The following is a 14,980-nucleotide window of genomic DNA, read 5'->3' on the forward strand; positions in this document are numbered from 1 at the left end:
CGGGGAGAAGGGTTAGGAGCTTCACTTTTAGCTTTTAAATGGAACCGTCATGAATTTCATCGACCTCAGCAATCAAAGTACCAATGTTACCGGCGTCATCCTGGCCGGTGGCGCCTCCAGCCGCATGGGGAGCAATAAGGCGCTCCTCCCTTACCGGGGCGGGCGATTCATCGAGGCGATTCATCGGCAGCTTGCCCGGCACTTTGCCGAGATCATTGTCGTCACCAATACGCCACAGCAGTACTCGTTCCTGCCTTGTCGAACGGTCTGCGACCTGTTCCCCGGCATGGGGGCGCTGGCCGGCATCCATGCCGGGCTCTTCCACAGCACCACTCCGGCCATCTTTGCCGTCGCCTGCGATATGCCCTACCTGGATGACGAACTGATACGCTACCTCACCAGTCGCTATAATCCGGCCGGGGTTGTGATTCCCGAAAGCGACGGCGGCCTTGAACCACTCCATGCGGTCTATGGGCGCGGCTGCCTGGGGGGCATGGAAAAGAGCCTCGCGGCAGGTAAAAAGCGGGTAGTCTCTTTTTTCGATGGGGTTCCCGTGGAGGTCGTGCCGGCCGGTCTGGTGGCCTGTTTCGACGGTGGGTTCAATTCCTTCCGCAACATCAATACCCCCGCCGACTACTTCAGTCTGCGCGGGGAGCAGACGGTCGTTCACAGCAGTGACAACAGCAGCGCCATAAGCAAAAGGAGAGAGTAATGTTCGGATTCGGCATGCCCGAAGTTATAGTCATAGGCATAATCGCCCTGGTGGTGGTTGGCCCGTCGAAACTGCCCCAGTTGGGTCAGGCCCTGGGGAGCAGTATCAGGAACTTCAAGAAAGCCAGCCAGGGCGAGGATATGGCGAAGATCGAGAAGGAGTAAGGGGAGGGGAGGTCGTTTTCGCCGCTGAGCCGTTGGGAATGCAAATTGCTATACCTTTTGCCAAGTTACAGTGTTTATCAATGTATTGGCGGGGCGGAATGACAAGGCTTCTTATATGTAAAATCCACCTGGCGGCGCTGCTGCTGGTGCTGATGGCGGGGCGCGGCAATGCCGTGGCAGCCACGACCGATCTGTTTGTCAACCAGGCTATAGCGCGGTACCTGGCAGCTGGGCGCGTTGCGCCTGCGGTGAAGGAAAATCTCGACCGGGACGGCTTGGCCGAGGTCCTGGCTGTGCTGGCCGATGACGACATGGAGTCCCAAGTGGCGCTGCTTCGTCAAGGCCAGAGGCCGGGGGTGGATTCGGCCGAGTTGGTCAGCGAAAAGGCACGTCTGTATAAGGTTAAAAAGCGGAGTATTCTTGCTCCCCTGCCCATGGACGGTTACGAACAGCTCCAGGAATTCGAACATGCGCCGGTGCTGCACCTCCGTGTCAATGCTGCCGGTCTGGCCGTGCTGTTGGAGAATCCGGAGGTGGTTGCCGTCAGTGAGAACCGTGCCCATCGCCACCATTTATCCCAGAGCCTGCCGTTGATCAGGGCCGCTCAGGCCCAGGCCATGGGTGCGACTGGGGCGGGTACGGCGGTGGCGGTGCTCGATACCGGGGTCGACTACACTCGCAGCGCTTTCGGTGGCTGCTCGGCGCCCGGGGTTCCCTCATCATGCAAGGTAATTTACGCCCAGGATATTGCCCCCAGCGATGGGCAGTTGGACGGCAACGGCCATGGCAGTAACGTGGCGGGGATCATCCTCGGGGTAGCTCCGGAAACGGGTATCATCGCTTTGGATGTATTCCGCACCGATGGTTATGCTTACACCTCCGACCTCTTGAGTGCCCTCAACTGGGCACTCTCCAACCGAGCCACCTACAATATCGCTGCCGTCAACATGAGCCTGGGGGGAGGGAGCTACAGCGCCGTCTGCAGCAGCGATCCCCTTGCCTCGATAGTCAACAACCTGCGAAACGCCGGGGTGGCGTCGGCCATTTCCTCGGGGAATGAGGCCTACAACGGTTCCATGGCCTCGCCGGCCTGCGTGCCTGCTGCCGTTTCGGTGGGAGCGGTATACGACTCCAATATGGGTTCCATATCCTGGGCCGGCTGCACCGACGCCACCACGGCTGCCGACAAGGTTACCTGCTTCACCAACATGGCCGATTTCCTGACTATCCTGGCTCCCGGCGCCTTGATTAACGCAGCGGGTTACACCTATGGCGGCACTTCCCAGGCGGCGCCCCACATCGCCGGTGTTGTGGCGGCCATGAAAAGTGCCCATCCCTCTCTGACCGTCAACGACTTGGTGAGCAGGCTGACCTCCACCGGCCAGTCTGTTTCCACAAAGCGACTGGGAACCACCTATGTGAAACCGCGGGTCAATCTGGAAGCGGCCATGCAGTACCCCAGAATCGTTATGCCTGCAGGGCCCCAGGATTACGGCTACCATCCCCAGGGGAGCTCGACTATCAGGACGCTTACTATAGGCAACAACGGCACAACCGATCTGCAGCTGGGCACCTTGAACCTGTCCGGCACCGATGCCGATCAGTTCCTCATTCAGAACGACAGCTGTTCAGGGCGGGCCGTGGCCCCCATTGCCACCTGCACCTTCGACCTGGTCTTTCAGCCTTCCCGTGGCGGCGATTTCCTCGTCTCCCTGTCCATCCCCTCCAACGACCCCGATTTACCCCAGGGTATGATCTCCTTGAGCGGTTCATCATTGGCACGCTACCAGCTGACTGTCTCCCCGAGCGGCAACGGCACCGTTACCAGCCAGCCGGACGGCATTGCCTGCGGCGCTTCCTGCAGCGCCCAATTCGTCATGGGAACGGTGGTCACTCTTACGGCGTTGCCGGCAGCCGATTCCATCCTGTCCGGCTGGGGTGGTGCCTGCAGCGGGAGCGGGCCCTGCCAAGTGAACATGAACGGCCCCTTGACCGTTTCTGCCGCCTTTACCACCAAGCCCCCCGTGGCGCTTTCCGGTGCGCCTGAAAACTATTTCACCTCCCTGTCCGACGCCTATGCCGCAGCTCCCGACGGCAGCACCATCCAGGCCAAGGCTGCCACCTTCACGGAAAGCCTGCTCCTGCAAAGGAATGTGGCGGTGACGCTGGCCGGCGGCTACGATTCGGCCTACGGAGCAGTTGTGGGGATGACCGTGGTGAATGGAGACCTGACAATCAGCGCCGGCTCGGTCACGGTCCAGGGGCTGACGTTGCAGTAGCAAAGCCCTTTTCCCTTTACCTGCCCGACAGGTGAGTGTCACCCTTTAGTTTCCGAATTTAAATAGCCGAAAGGTCTCTTGTTACTGTACCTGTTCATAATTAAACTTATCTTTTAGTCTCTGTGATCTTTGCTCTCATCCGGGAGATAAAGCAGGCCTGAGTGGTTGTAAGGCAGGCATTACAGGGAAAAAGGAGGTCATTATGGCAGGCAAGAACACGGCGGTTTACGGGATATACACCAACAGGGCGGATGCGGAGAATTGTGTGGACGCATTGCGTGATGCAGGGTTCAGAAGCACGGATATTTCAGTTCTCTTACCTGAAAATGTGGGGTCAAAGGATTTTGCCCATGAGAAGCACACCAAGGCTCCGGAGGGTACGGCAGCCGGGGCCGGGACAGGCGCAGCAATAGGTGGCGCTTTAGGGTGGCTTACCGGCATAGGAGCGCTGGCCATCCCCGGCATTGGACCATTCCTCGCGGCCGGGCCGATTGTTGCCCTCCTGGCCGGAGTGGGGGCAGGCGGAGTGGTAGGGGGCATAGCAGGTGCACTGGTCGGAATGGGAATTCCCGAATACGAGGCTAAGCGTTATGAAGGCCGCGTAAAGGAAGGGGGAATACTCATGTCGGTCCATTCCGACAATTCGGAATGGGCAGACCGGGCAAAGGAGATCCTGGAGCGTACCGGTGCCCGTGATGTCTCATCCCACGGGGAAGCCAAGGCGGATTTCGCCAAGAGCGACAAGCCCGAATATCGGGGTGGGTCGCAGGTATAAAAAACAGAGCTTCGTTGTTCCCACAGGGGCAGGGCCGATCATAAGCCTGCCCCTGTTGTTTTTAGAGCAAGAATTTCTTTCGCCGCTACTTCAACTCTTAGAGTTCCCCTGGGGGCAGATACCTTGTGCTTCTAGTGGATTTATGAGCGTACAAATGCCAGCAACTGGCTGTAATCGTGCCGGTCTGCGGCACGGAGTGCATTGATGTACTGTTGCCGACAGTCACCGGCATTGACCAGATTACCGCTACCCCAGGTAAAGTGCGGTTGTCCCAACAGATGCACCAGAAGAATATCGGTCATGAGCCTGGCATGACGTCCGTTGCCGTTGGGGAAGGGGTGAATTGCCGCAAGGCGGTGATGAAAGCGTGCTGCTATCTCATCCGGTGGGTAGGTGCCGTATTCAATCCAGGTGGCGCAGTCGGCGCAGAGATTTTGCAAGTCGGTATCTATCTGCCATGCCGCAACACCAATATTCTTGCCGCTGTTGCGTCTTTCTCCTGCCCAGCGCCAGACATTACCGAACATCCTTTTGTGCATCCGCTTGATGAAGCCAATGGTGAGAATATCTTTCGGCTTGCGGCGAAACGCCCATGCTTCCGCTTCGCTGATGTTTTCCTGTTCCCAGCGGTCAAGCTCAAACCGGCTGGTGATATGAGAAAGCAGCAGACCTTTCGCTTCGTCGGCGTCAAGCGGTGTTGCCCCCTCTGGATAAACAATGTTCATGGCTTACTTTCCCAGAGTTCTTTCGGCATTTCCTGCACTAGTTCATCAACGGCGGCGTCAATCGATGCGCTTTGCTCCTGGTCAGACAGGTTCTGCGCTTCGAGCAGCATGGTGTGCGACACCCTCTGCGTTCTGGCGTCGGCAACCTTGCGAGCCTGCGCTCGAACGGTTTCCTCCAGGGTGGTACGGGGAATCATGGCGTAGACAAACACGCAATCCAGTGCTTCAGCAGCTTGCCGCATGGTTTTAATAGAGACGACGCCTGACAGCTCATCCCGTTCCAGTTTGGGAATGCGCGGCTGGCTGACATTCAGGCGCTTTGCCAGTTGTTTACCCGACATACCGAGTGCTTCACGGATTGCCCGTATCCAGCCTTTAACCGGCGGCGAGTTTTGTTTTAAGGCGGCATAGTAGGACAGCGTATTATCTAGCTGTTGACGCGCGATGAGTTTGTATTTTGGTAGCATATAAATAACCTCTATATTATTCTGATACGTCAGATAATAACATAACAATTATTTTTAACAATATAAATAATAATCTATGGGTTATTTATGTGACGCCCAGTGGGCAGTGAGTTGGATGAATCTTCAGGCTGAGCATGACCTTGAATGTGCTGAGACCGCTGCAACGTCCCCTATCTCTGCCCAAATTTCATTTTTTTCAGGTTAAGGCAAATAGAGTCTAATCCAGGGAAAAGAGCCTCTCTACTGATTCTAAGATTTCAGATTTTAATGGCTGTCAAAGGGGATGCGCCCCCTTCTGGCGGACAGATCCTTTTGCCATGGAGACGGTCTTCTTTTCTGTTCATGAAAGAAAAAGCGGAAATAGCTAAAGCTTCGACAGGGATGTGACGATATTTTAATATGCAGCGCTATATATCGTTTCACTGGACCAATAAAACAATGTCATATTAATTTATAGCTAAAAATAGCCATGGTGGAGTTGGTAATAATTGCTGACTTGAGAATATAAAACATAGTATTATAATGACGTAAACCAGGTTGCCATGTGATTTCAGACTTTTTTTCACAGAAGGAGGTTGTGCTATGGCAGTTTCGCGCAGGAACTTTCTCAAGCTTTCAGGGGCCGGTCTGGCGGCGTCGGCGCTGGGGCTGGATCTGGCCCCGCTGGAGGCGAAGGCGGAGGACCTTCCTATCCGCTTTGCCAAGGAGACCACTTCAATCTGCCCTTACTGCTCGGTGGGGTGCGGCATGATCATGCATACCCTGGGAGGGAACCTGATCAACGTGGAGGGGGACCCGGACCATCCTATAAACGAAGGGGCCCTCTGTCCCAAAGGTTCGGCGGTTTTCCAGCTGCGGGATAACCCGGCCCGGGTGACCAAGCCCATGTACCGTGCGGCAGGCTCCAAGGAATGGCAGACGGTCACCTGGGACTGGGCCATGGACGAGATCGCCAGGCGGGTGAAGAAAAGCCGCGATGCCAGCTTCGTTGCCACCAGCAAGATCAAGGTGAAAGAGAAGGTGGGTGACGCCGAGGTGGAAAACGAGGTGACGGCGACGGTCAACCGGACCATGGGCATGGCCTCGGTGGGTAGCGCCGCCCTGGACAATGAAGAGTGTTACCTGTACCAAAAACTATTAAGGGGGTTGGGCCTGGTGTACATCGAACATCAGGCGCGCATTTGACACAGCGCAACTGTAGCGGCTCTGGCAGAGTCGTTTGGACGCGGTGCAATGACCAACCACTGGATAGATCTGAAGAATTCAAATGTTATTCTCATCATGGGCGCCAATCCCGCTGAAAACCACCCGGTCTCCTTCCGCTGGATATTGAAGGCCAAGGATGCAGGGGCCAAGGTTATCTGCGTCGATCCACGTTTTACCCGCAGTGCGGCCAAGGCCGACATTTATGCTCCCCTCCGTTCCGGAACGGATATCGCCTTCCTGGGGGGCATGATCAATTACATTTTGCAGAACCACCTTTATTTCGCCGAATATGTCAAGCACTACACCAATGCTCCGCTTCTGGTGAATGCAGCCTTCCGGATGCCCGATGAACTGGATGGCCTTTTCTCCGGCTACGACCCCAAAAAGCGCAGTTATGATGCCAAATCCTGGGGATTCCAGAAAGATGGAGCAGGTAATCCCCTTGCCGATCCGACCCTCAGTGATCCCAACTGCGTATTCCAGCTTCTGAAGAAACACTACGCCCGCTATACCCCGGAGATGGTCTCCAGCATTACCGGTACCTCCAAGGAGACCCTGATCGAGGTGTACAAGGCATATGGCTCCACCGGCGCCCCCGACAAGGCGGGAACCTCCCTCTATGCCATGGGCTGGACCCAGCATACGGTGGGGACCCAAAACATCCGGGCCATGTCCATCATTCAGCTGCTTCTGGGCAATATCGGCATTGCCGGGGGCGGGGTAAACGCACTGCGCGGCGAGTCAAATGTCCAGGGCTCAACCGACCATGGCCTGCTTTTCCATATCCTTCCCGGTTACCTGCCAATGCCGTCTGCTGATTTGAAAGACCTTGCCGCCTACAACGCCAAGTACACCCCGAAGAGCAACGACCCCCAGAGCGCCAACTGGTGGCAGAACCGCCCCAAATACATCGCCAGCTACCTGAAGGCCATCTACGGCGCCAAGGCCACCAAGGAGAACGATTTCGGTTACCAATGGCTGCCCAAGCTGGATCCGGGGATGAACGGCTCGTGGCTGATGATCTTCGACCAGATGATCAAGGGGAAATTCAGCGGCTTCTTTGCCTGGGGGCAGAATCCGGCATGTTCCGGCGCCAATTCCAACAAGGTGCGCAAGGCCCTGTCAAGGCTTGACTGGATGGTGGCGGTCAACCTCTTCGACAATGAGACCGCTTCCTTCTGGCGCGGTCCGGGCATGGATCCCGCCAAGGTGAATACGGAGGTTTTCCTCCTTCCCGCCGCCGCTTCCTTCGAAAAGGAGGGATCGATAACCAATTCGGGGCGCTGGGCCCAGTGGCGCTATGCGGCGGTGAAGCCCCTCGGCCAGTCCAAGGCCGATTCGGAGATAATGAACGAGCTTTTCTTCCGCATCAAGGGGCTTTATCAGGTAGAAGGGGGCGCGCTCCCCGAGCAACTCCTCAACCTGACCTGGAACTATGGGTTCAAGCGGGCCGATGGCATCATCCGCAGCGTCGATATCCATGCCGTGGCCAAGGAGATCAACGGTACCTTCATTGCTGAAGTGGAGGACAAGCCCAAGGCCAAGCCTGGAGAGCCACCGCCACCGCCACCGCAGCCGTGGGAGAAGAAACTGCTCGGCAAAAAGGGTGAGCTGGTCGACGGCTTCGCCAAGCTGCAGGCAGACGGCAGCACGGCCTGCGGCAACTGGATCTATTGCCAGAGCTACAACGAAAAGGGGAACATGATGGCCAGGCGGGTGAAAAAGGACCCCACCGGCCTGGGGATGTTTCCCGAGTGGTCCTGGTGCTGGCCGGTGAACCGGCGCATCATCTACAATCGGGCTTCGGTCAACCTGGAGGGCAAGCCGTTCAATGTGAAGAAGGCGGTTGTTTATTGGAACCCGCTGGCGGTTCTGCCCGACGGCAAGCTGGGCAAGTGGGAAGGGGATGTGCCCGACGGGCCGTGGCCACCCATGGCCGATGCCAAGGACGGGCGCAAGCCGTTCATCATGCGTGCTGACGGCCTGGGGGCACTCTTCGGGCCAGGCTTGAAGGATGGGCCGTTCCCCGAACATTACGAACCTGTGGAATCGCCGGTAGCGAAAAACCTGCTGTCGAAGCAGCAGATCAATCCGGCGGTGAAGATCTTTGCCGATGGCACAATTCCTGAGGATGTGCTGGCCTCGGCTGACAGCAAATTTCCCCTTGTGGCGACTACCTACCGGGTTACCGAACATTGGCAGACAGGCGTTATGACCCGTAACACCCCTTGGCTGCTGGAACTGCAACCGCGGCAGTTCGTGGAAATGAGCGTTGAACTGGCCAAGGAGAAGGGGCTGAATAATGGCGATCAGGTTGTAGTTTCCTCGGCCCGGGGAAGCATCGAGGCTGTGGCCGTGGTTACGCCGCGCCTGAAGCCCATGAAGATTGGAGACCGTCTTGTGCACCAGGTTGGGCTGCCATGGTGTTTCGGCTGGTGTACACCGGGAGTGGGGGATGCGGCCAATCTGCTGACACCGACTGCCGGGGATGCCAATACCATGATCCCGGAAACCAAGGCCTTCATGGTCACGCTGAAGAGAAGGGGGTGAGCGCCATGACCGATACCAGGAAAGGATTTCTTATAGATACTTCCCGCTGCATCGGCTGCCGTTCATGTCAGGTGGCCTGCAAGCAGTGGAACAAGCTGGATGCGGAGAAAACGGGCAAGGAGCAGGTGGTTGCCGATGCAGAGCTGACCGCCAACCTCTATAACCGCATCCACTTTATGGAAAGGGCAAACGACGCCGGGGTCACCTGGGCCTTCTTCAACGAGCGCTGCATGCACTGCGGCGATGCCGGCTGCCTTAAGGTCTGTCCCTCGCCGGGGGCGCTCTATCGTACCAGGGACGGCATTATCGCCTATAACAAAGAAAAGTGTATCTCCTGCAAGTACTGTGTTTCTGCCTGCCCCTTCAACATCCCCCGTTATGGCGCTGACGACAAGTTGGCCAAGTGCCACGTCTGCCAGGATCGTGTTGCCGGCGGCATGGCACCGGCCTGCGCCAAGTCATGTCCTACCGGGGCCATCACCTTCGGCAACCGCAGCGAGCTCATTACCAAGGCCAAGGCCGCCAAAAAGAAACTCTACGGCGAAAATGACTTGCTCGGGCTCGGTGTGGTCTATGCACTGGAGGGGCCGCCGGCCGATTACGGTCTGCCTGCCAAGCCATCGATCCCCCTTTCCATTTTTCTCTGGAAAGACGTGGTCAAGCCTTTGGGAATCCTCGGCTTCTGGGGGAGTATCGGCGCCATGCTGCTCCACTACGTGACGGTGGGGCCGAAACGGCCTGAACATGAGAATGGAAACGGCACGGAGGAAAGACATGAGTAACTATATCGATCGTTTCAATACCAAGGAACGGGTGCTGCACTGGTTCGTCACCACGACCTTTTTTACTCTTCTTCTCTCGGGACTGGGGCTTTACTCGCGGCTTTTTACCGGCTACTTCAACCTCTTCGGCGGCGGCCAGAAGGCTATTACCATTCATAAGATCGCCGGTGTCCTTTTCTTTGTCAGCTCCCTCATTCTTTTCCTCCACAACCGTGCCAGAACCGTTGATTTCAACCGTGATGACCTGGAATGGTGCCGCTACCTCGGGGGGTACCTGAGCCGGGAAGAAATTCACCTGAAGGTGGGCAAGTTCAACGCCGGACAAAAAGTATTCGGCGTCTTCATCGGCCTGGCGACACTCTTTCTGGGCATCACCGGCGTCTTCATCTGGTGGCCCCTCGCCTTCCCCCGCTGGATCGTGCAGCTGTCCCTTCTCATCCACGGTCTGCTGTTTGTGCTGTCGGCCATGTTCGTCGTTGTTCATGTCTACCTGGGAACCATCGGCAATCCGGGCACCCTTGAAGCAATGCTCTGGGGTAAGGTTTCCCGTGCCTGGGCCAAGAAGCACCATCCAAAATGGTACAAGGAAGTGACAGGGGAGTGAACATGCCCAATACAGCAGCGAAGCTTGAGTTTCTGCGCAAAACCGTTTGCGATCATCCGGAATACGGCGAGATCCTGCCGCTGTTCCAGGCCCTGTATCAGGTCATCGACGGGCAGGAAGAGCGGACAGGCATCCATTTCAACCAACCGGCCGACCATGTGCAGGAAAAAGTGAGAAATGGCTTTCCTCTTCTCACCACTGAACATCTGGAGATCGATCCTTTCCAGGCAGTCGCCTTTCTCACAGTAGTCATCGAAGCCATGTTGCAGGTGAGCAGGGAGGGGCTCGACGAACTGAGCCGCTTGCGGCAGGCAATCGCTTCAGGGGACCTGGACCTGCAACCACTCTTTGCCGGCTGCCTTTCCCGTGAAAGAAGTGCTGTGGAGGAAGCTGCCGCCCAATTGGAGGTCCCTTCGCCCCTCATGGAATTTGTCCTGGAAATCCCGTTGAAAACTGCCCTGGGAATTTACGCCGAGGCAATCTCTCCCGAGCAGGTTTCGGGCTGGACAGAAGGGTACTGTCCCATCTGCGGCTCCAGGGCAGGCATGGGGGAAATCTGCGGAGAGGATGGCAAACGTTTTCTCTCCTGCTCCAGCTGTTTCTTCAAATGGCCCTACAAGCGGTTGAAATGCCCCTATTGCGGGAATGACGATCCGGATACCCTGTCATATTTCATGGTCGGGGAAGGACCGACGCGAGTGGATGTATGCCGCAAATGCAGCAGGTACCTGAAGACCAGGGATGCCAGGATTGGCAATTCAGAAGTGCCCCTGGAAGCGGAAGACCTGGCGACCATTCACCTTGATCTGCTTGCAGGCAAAGAGGGATTCGAGCGTGGCAAATAAGATACCCAACGTAACCGGCGTCATACTGGCCGGCGGCACGTCGAGCAGGATGGGGAGCAACAAGGCGCTACTTCCTTACCAGGGGCGCAGGTTGATCGAAACCGTATACGGCCACCTGGCAGCCGTTTTTACCGAAGTTATCGTCGTCACCAATGCACCACAGCAGTACCGTTTTCTTCCCTGCATGAAAGTGAAGGATGTTTTCGCCGGCGGGGGGGCCTTGGCCGGCATCCATGCCGGGCTCTGCCACAGCGGGAGCCCGGCCGTCTTTGTCGTTGCCTGCGACATGCCCTATCTGAACGAGGCCTTCATTCGCCACCTGGCTTCAAAAGCTGCCAGTGTCGATGTGGTTATCCCCAGAGGCCCGGCTGGTCTTGAGCCGCTCCATGCCGTATACGGCCGTGGCTGCCTGGCTGCCATGGAAGCGAGCCTGGCCAGGGGTGAAAAGAAGATTTCCTCCTTTTTCGGCGAAACGACCGTGGAGATCGTTACTGAGGAGCACATCACCACTTTCGACCCCGAATTCAAATCTTTCCGCAACATCAACACCCCCATGGACTACTACCGGCTGCGCGCCGAGAGGCACAGCGAAAGCCCCTTCTTCAAGCATGCGCAGCGGTACGATTCCGACTCCTGCTCTCTCACTTTCTTTAATTTGATTTGACATCTATTTGCCGTTACAGGATTGCTTACCAAGCCACGGCAGTTTATCCTCCAGAAACAAAAAAAGCGGGGCACAAGGCCCCGCCGAGTAATTTACAATTTTCCTGCAATCATTGCCAGGCATTCATGGATATGCCCAGTTGTCTACCGTAGCTGTCATATGCTCCCAGCCAGATGTTCCCCCAGGTTATGGTGAACCTTTGCCCGGTGCTGGTGACTGGAGACAGCACTAATGATCTGCTGGTCTCGGCCGGCAGGAGTCCTGCTTCAAATCTGGCAGTGTTGCCTGCATTGTCGCCTACCCATACGGACAGCCAATCATTGGTGAGCCCGCTAGGCAGGGTCCAGGTGACCGAATCATTGATATCGGCACTGGATCCCAATAGAGCATACAACTCGGTCGCTGTCGGTGAGGTGACCTTCGGGAAGTTGTCGACCGTCAATTCTGTGCTCAGGTAAGGACGCTTGACGAGTTTTTCGGTGTAGGTTGCTGCAGGTGTGGTGTTGGTGCCGATGTACAACTCTACGGTATAAGCCTCTCCCGTGTCGGCTATTTTAGCAATATCCGCATCGGTCAAGGGGTAAAGGTTGCCGTAGCTTTGAGTTGGATTCTGAATCTGAAATTGATCGTAGGCAACATTGTTGATCAGGGTGACGCCATCGACCGGCAGCCCGGCTCCCTTCACCACTGCACTTGTAATATTCAGGCCACCACGATCTTCAATGTTAAACCGTATACCGGTAATGATCTGGGGTGTAGTACTGGTAACATGATATTCCGCCACCGGTTCGATATCTATCCCGACAATGTACTGGTCCCCCTGCATGTACCACTTGCCGTCAGCCTTTTTGATCATGTGAAACGCAACCGGCGCGTCCAGGGAGACCTTGCCGTTTTCAAGGACGGTAAAGGCGACTGTTGCTGTTCCTTTGGCTACGTCCATTGACTGAATCGAGATGTTGGTAAAGGAGATGCCGATCATTTCTTTGTCGGTGGTGATTTCGGAAAGGAATGAAGCAAGGTTCTGACCCTGATCCAGAAAGGTGGCGCTGTCGAAAAGTCCCAGCAAGGTTGCATTGGTTTCACTGGGCAGACTGGTGGCGAAGAGGTCGGAAAACTGTTTGAACCCGGCGCTGATTTTCTGGATGTCGGTCATGCCGGTTGCAACGTTGGTTGTGTCGGTAAGAACTGCTGTGGTAGTAGAAGAAATGGCCTGCTTCGTAATAAGATTGGTGATAGTAGCTGCCCCAGTCGTTGTATCGGTGGTTTCAACTTTGATTATATCGAGAGCGGCATCTAGACCGCTATGATCCGTGCTGAACGAACTCCGCAGGAGGTCGATGGAATCGCTGACGCCCACCGCCTGGAGAACCGGCAGCAGCTTGGCCTTCAGGGCATCCGACTCGGTTTTCAGCTCGGTCGCGGTCAGGTTGGAAAAATTGCCGCTTTCGAAATAATTTGCGGCCACGGTGTTAGCAATGTTGGCCACGATCAGGTCGGTGAGCGGTGTGACGTTAATCGTCCCACCCACATCTGCCGCGGTGCCTGCAGAATAGAGGTGATACTCGTTGCCCCCAACATAGCCGTCGGCCCTGACCATGAACGGCCCGGTCATGTCCGAAACATCAACGGTGTATTTGCCGTCGGCGGCGATTTGAACGGTTTTCGTGGCTCCCTTGCTGTCCTTGATGGTGACGGAGCCGATGATGGGTGCGCCGGCGGCTGCTGTGCCGGAGATGGTTGTTGCTGCAGGAGTGGTGCTGCCTCCTCCGCCGCCGCCACACGCGGCAAGAATGAGTGCCGATGTGCCGATCAGGATCAGCGTTTTTACGATCTGCCAGGTTTTTCGCATAGTTAAATCCTCCATGTTAGTAAAAACAACATCAATAAATGGCGCTAATGGTATACATCCGTTTATTGATATGTCAAGATTTCATAAATTATCAAAAATTATTTTTCGTTATAAAAATTAATATCAAAAACTGAAGCTGGATTTTGCAATGCCAGTTTTTGAGGGGGAACCCATTGGTTTTCCTCCTCCGGTATTTATAAGCTGCTTCTGTGACTGCCTCCTTTCATCAAAAATTCAGCGGCATCTTCCCTTCGGCAAAATAGTTCACCTCCTGCGCGTGTTGAAGTCCGGCGCTGCTTCTGCGCTTTTTCTACAGCGACTTAGCCTCCTTTCGGTAAAACAATGATTTATTGTTTATCAATATATCTCTTAGGCATTTGTATTGTCAATGAACTTGAAAACTGGTATTGTTTTACCATTGTAAAATGCTGTTTGCATATATAGCTGGGGTGGCAGCAGCAAGCTTCCCCTTGTCTTTGTGCCGTCACTTCCGGTAAACTTCATCAATCCCCATATCGACGAGGTTCCCTTTGAACAAAGATATCCCTGTTTATCATTATGACGGCGGCGTACTTGCCCCGGTTCAGGTCCATCCGGTTAAGGAATTTCCCATGAAACTGCTGGTCAATGAGCGTGAACTGGCGACGCTGGTTGCCTCACCCCACGACCTGCGTTTTCTGGTTGCCGGTTTTCTCAGACTGCAGGGCTTCGTCAAAAGTCTTGACGACTTTGTCCTGTTCAGCGTCTGCAACGACTTCGGCGTCGCCAACATCCGTATCAAAGGCGAACTGCCTGACAAGTTGCGACCGATCCTTACTTCGGGCTGCGGTACCGGGGTGACCTTCACTCTGCCGGGCTCTGACAGTGTCGGCAAAGTGTCTCAGCCTGACGGATTGAGTGTTCCTCCCGAAGCAGTGTTTGCCCTGATGGATGATCTTGGGAAGAAGGCCGAGCAGTATCGCAGTCACGGTGGCATTCATTCTGCCGCCGTCGGCGATGGAGAAGATTTGCTCCTCTATGCCGAGGACCTTGGCCGCCACAATACCCTCGATCGTATTGCCGGCGAGGCTCTCTTCAAAGGGGTCGATCTCACCGGCAAGATGCTGGTCACCTCAGGCCGCGTCTCCAGCGAGATGGTTGCAAAGGCAGCTCTGCTGGGCATCAGCCTCATCGCCTCACGAACCTCGCCCACCGATATGGCGGTACAGATAGGCGACCAGTTGGGGATTACCCTGATCGGCTATGTGCGTGGCAGAAAATTCAATGTCTACACCCACTCTCAGCGCTTGGTCATATCGTAATCAGTCGCAGCAATTGCCCAGGGGGCAATTTTAGTGATAAAAGTTCTTTACAAA

Annotated in this window: 13 protein-coding genes; 10 read left to right on the plus strand and 3 right to left on the minus strand. The window is 55.7% G+C overall.

Going from position 1 to position 14,980, the window contains the following annotated elements; all coding sequences use genetic code 11:
* Positions 1–49 precede the first annotated feature (49 nt).
* From mobA (GEOB_RS08145) to GEOB_RS08160, 4 genes are all read left to right on the plus strand, one after another.
* Positions 50–712 carry a molybdenum cofactor guanylyltransferase gene (gene mobA, locus GEOB_RS08145; RefSeq protein ID WP_012646724.1) on the plus strand — a complete coding sequence of 221 codons (663 nt, stop codon included), beginning with the start codon at positions 50–52 and terminating at the stop codon, positions 710–712.
* A complete protein-coding gene (locus tag GEOB_RS08150; protein WP_012646725.1) occupies positions 712–876 on the plus strand; it encodes a twin-arginine translocase TatA/TatE family subunit in 165 nt (54 codons plus the stop codon). Before mobA (GEOB_RS08145) ends, GEOB_RS08150 begins: the two co-directional genes overlap by 1 nt.
* 98 nt (positions 877–974) lie before the next feature.
* Positions 975–3,155 (plus strand): S8 family serine peptidase, encoded by a 2,181-nt coding sequence (locus tag GEOB_RS19290; protein WP_012646726.1) that lies wholly within the window; start codon positions 975–977, stop codon positions 3,153–3,155.
* Between the two features lie 202 nt (positions 3,156–3,357).
* Positions 3,358–3,930 carry a quinol:electron acceptor oxidoreductase subunit ActD gene (locus GEOB_RS08160; protein ID WP_012646727.1) on the plus strand — a complete coding sequence of 191 codons (573 nt, stop codon included), beginning with the start codon at positions 3,358–3,360 and terminating at the stop codon, positions 3,928–3,930.
* Between the two features lie 140 nt (positions 3,931–4,070).
* Here the strand turns inward: GEOB_RS08160 and GEOB_RS08165 are convergent, their stop codons facing one another.
* Entirely contained in the window at positions 4,071–4,655 is a 585-nt protein-coding gene (locus GEOB_RS08165; RefSeq protein WP_012646728.1) for a mobile mystery protein B, read from the minus strand.
* Positions 4,652–5,122 (minus strand): mobile mystery protein A, encoded by a 471-nt coding sequence (locus GEOB_RS08170; RefSeq protein ID WP_012646729.1) that lies wholly within the window; start codon positions 5,120–5,122, stop codon positions 4,652–4,654. The genes GEOB_RS08165 and GEOB_RS08170 overlap by 4 nt, the downstream gene beginning before the upstream one ends.
* Positions 5,123–5,704: 582 nt before the next feature.
* On the opposite strand from GEOB_RS08170, the gene fdnG reads away from it, so the two are divergent.
* Genes fdnG through mobA (GEOB_RS08200) form a run of 5 tightly spaced genes read left to right on the plus strand, consistent with a single transcriptional unit; the run spans position 5,705 to position 11,773 of the window.
* A complete protein-coding gene (gene fdnG, locus GEOB_RS08180; RefSeq protein ID WP_012646730.1) occupies positions 5,705–8,878 on the plus strand; it encodes a formate dehydrogenase-N subunit alpha in 3,174 nt (1,057 codons plus the stop codon).
* Positions 8,879–8,883: 5 nt separating this feature from the next.
* Positions 8,884–9,660 (plus strand): 4Fe-4S dicluster domain-containing protein, encoded by a 777-nt coding sequence (locus GEOB_RS08185; RefSeq protein ID WP_012646731.1) that lies wholly within the window; start codon positions 8,884–8,886, stop codon positions 9,658–9,660.
* Positions 9,653–10,264, plus strand: coding sequence for a formate dehydrogenase subunit gamma (locus GEOB_RS08190; RefSeq protein ID WP_012646732.1), 612 nt, complete (start codon positions 9,653–9,655; stop codon positions 10,262–10,264). The genes GEOB_RS08185 and GEOB_RS08190 overlap by 8 nt, the downstream gene beginning before the upstream one ends.
* 2 nt (positions 10,265–10,266) lie before the next feature.
* Entirely contained in the window at positions 10,267–11,109 is an 843-nt protein-coding gene (locus GEOB_RS08195; protein ID WP_012646733.1) for a formate dehydrogenase accessory protein FdhE, read from the plus strand.
* Positions 11,099–11,773 carry a molybdenum cofactor guanylyltransferase gene (mobA, locus tag GEOB_RS08200; protein WP_012646734.1) on the plus strand — a complete coding sequence of 225 codons (675 nt, stop codon included), beginning with the start codon at positions 11,099–11,101 and terminating at the stop codon, positions 11,771–11,773. The genes GEOB_RS08195 and mobA (GEOB_RS08200) overlap by 11 nt, the downstream gene beginning before the upstream one ends.
* Before the next feature lie 109 nt (positions 11,774–11,882).
* Here mobA (GEOB_RS08200) and GEOB_RS08205 read toward each other — a convergent pair whose 3' ends face one another.
* Positions 11,883–13,625 (minus strand): hypothetical protein, encoded by a 1,743-nt coding sequence (locus tag GEOB_RS08205; RefSeq protein WP_012646735.1) that lies wholly within the window; start codon positions 13,623–13,625, stop codon positions 11,883–11,885.
* Positions 13,626–14,155: 530 nt separating this feature from the next.
* Here GEOB_RS08205 and fdhD point away from each other — a divergent pair.
* Positions 14,156–14,926: a formate dehydrogenase accessory sulfurtransferase FdhD gene (fdhD, locus tag GEOB_RS08210; protein ID WP_012646736.1), complete on the plus strand. Its 771-nt coding sequence runs from the start codon at positions 14,156–14,158 to the stop codon at positions 14,924–14,926.
* Positions 14,927–14,980 lie beyond the last annotated feature (54 nt).

The sequence above is a fragment of the Geotalea daltonii FRC-32 genome, assembly GCF_000022265.1.
Lineage (GTDB): Bacteria > Desulfobacterota > Desulfuromonadia > Geobacterales > Geobacteraceae > Geotalea > Geotalea daltonii.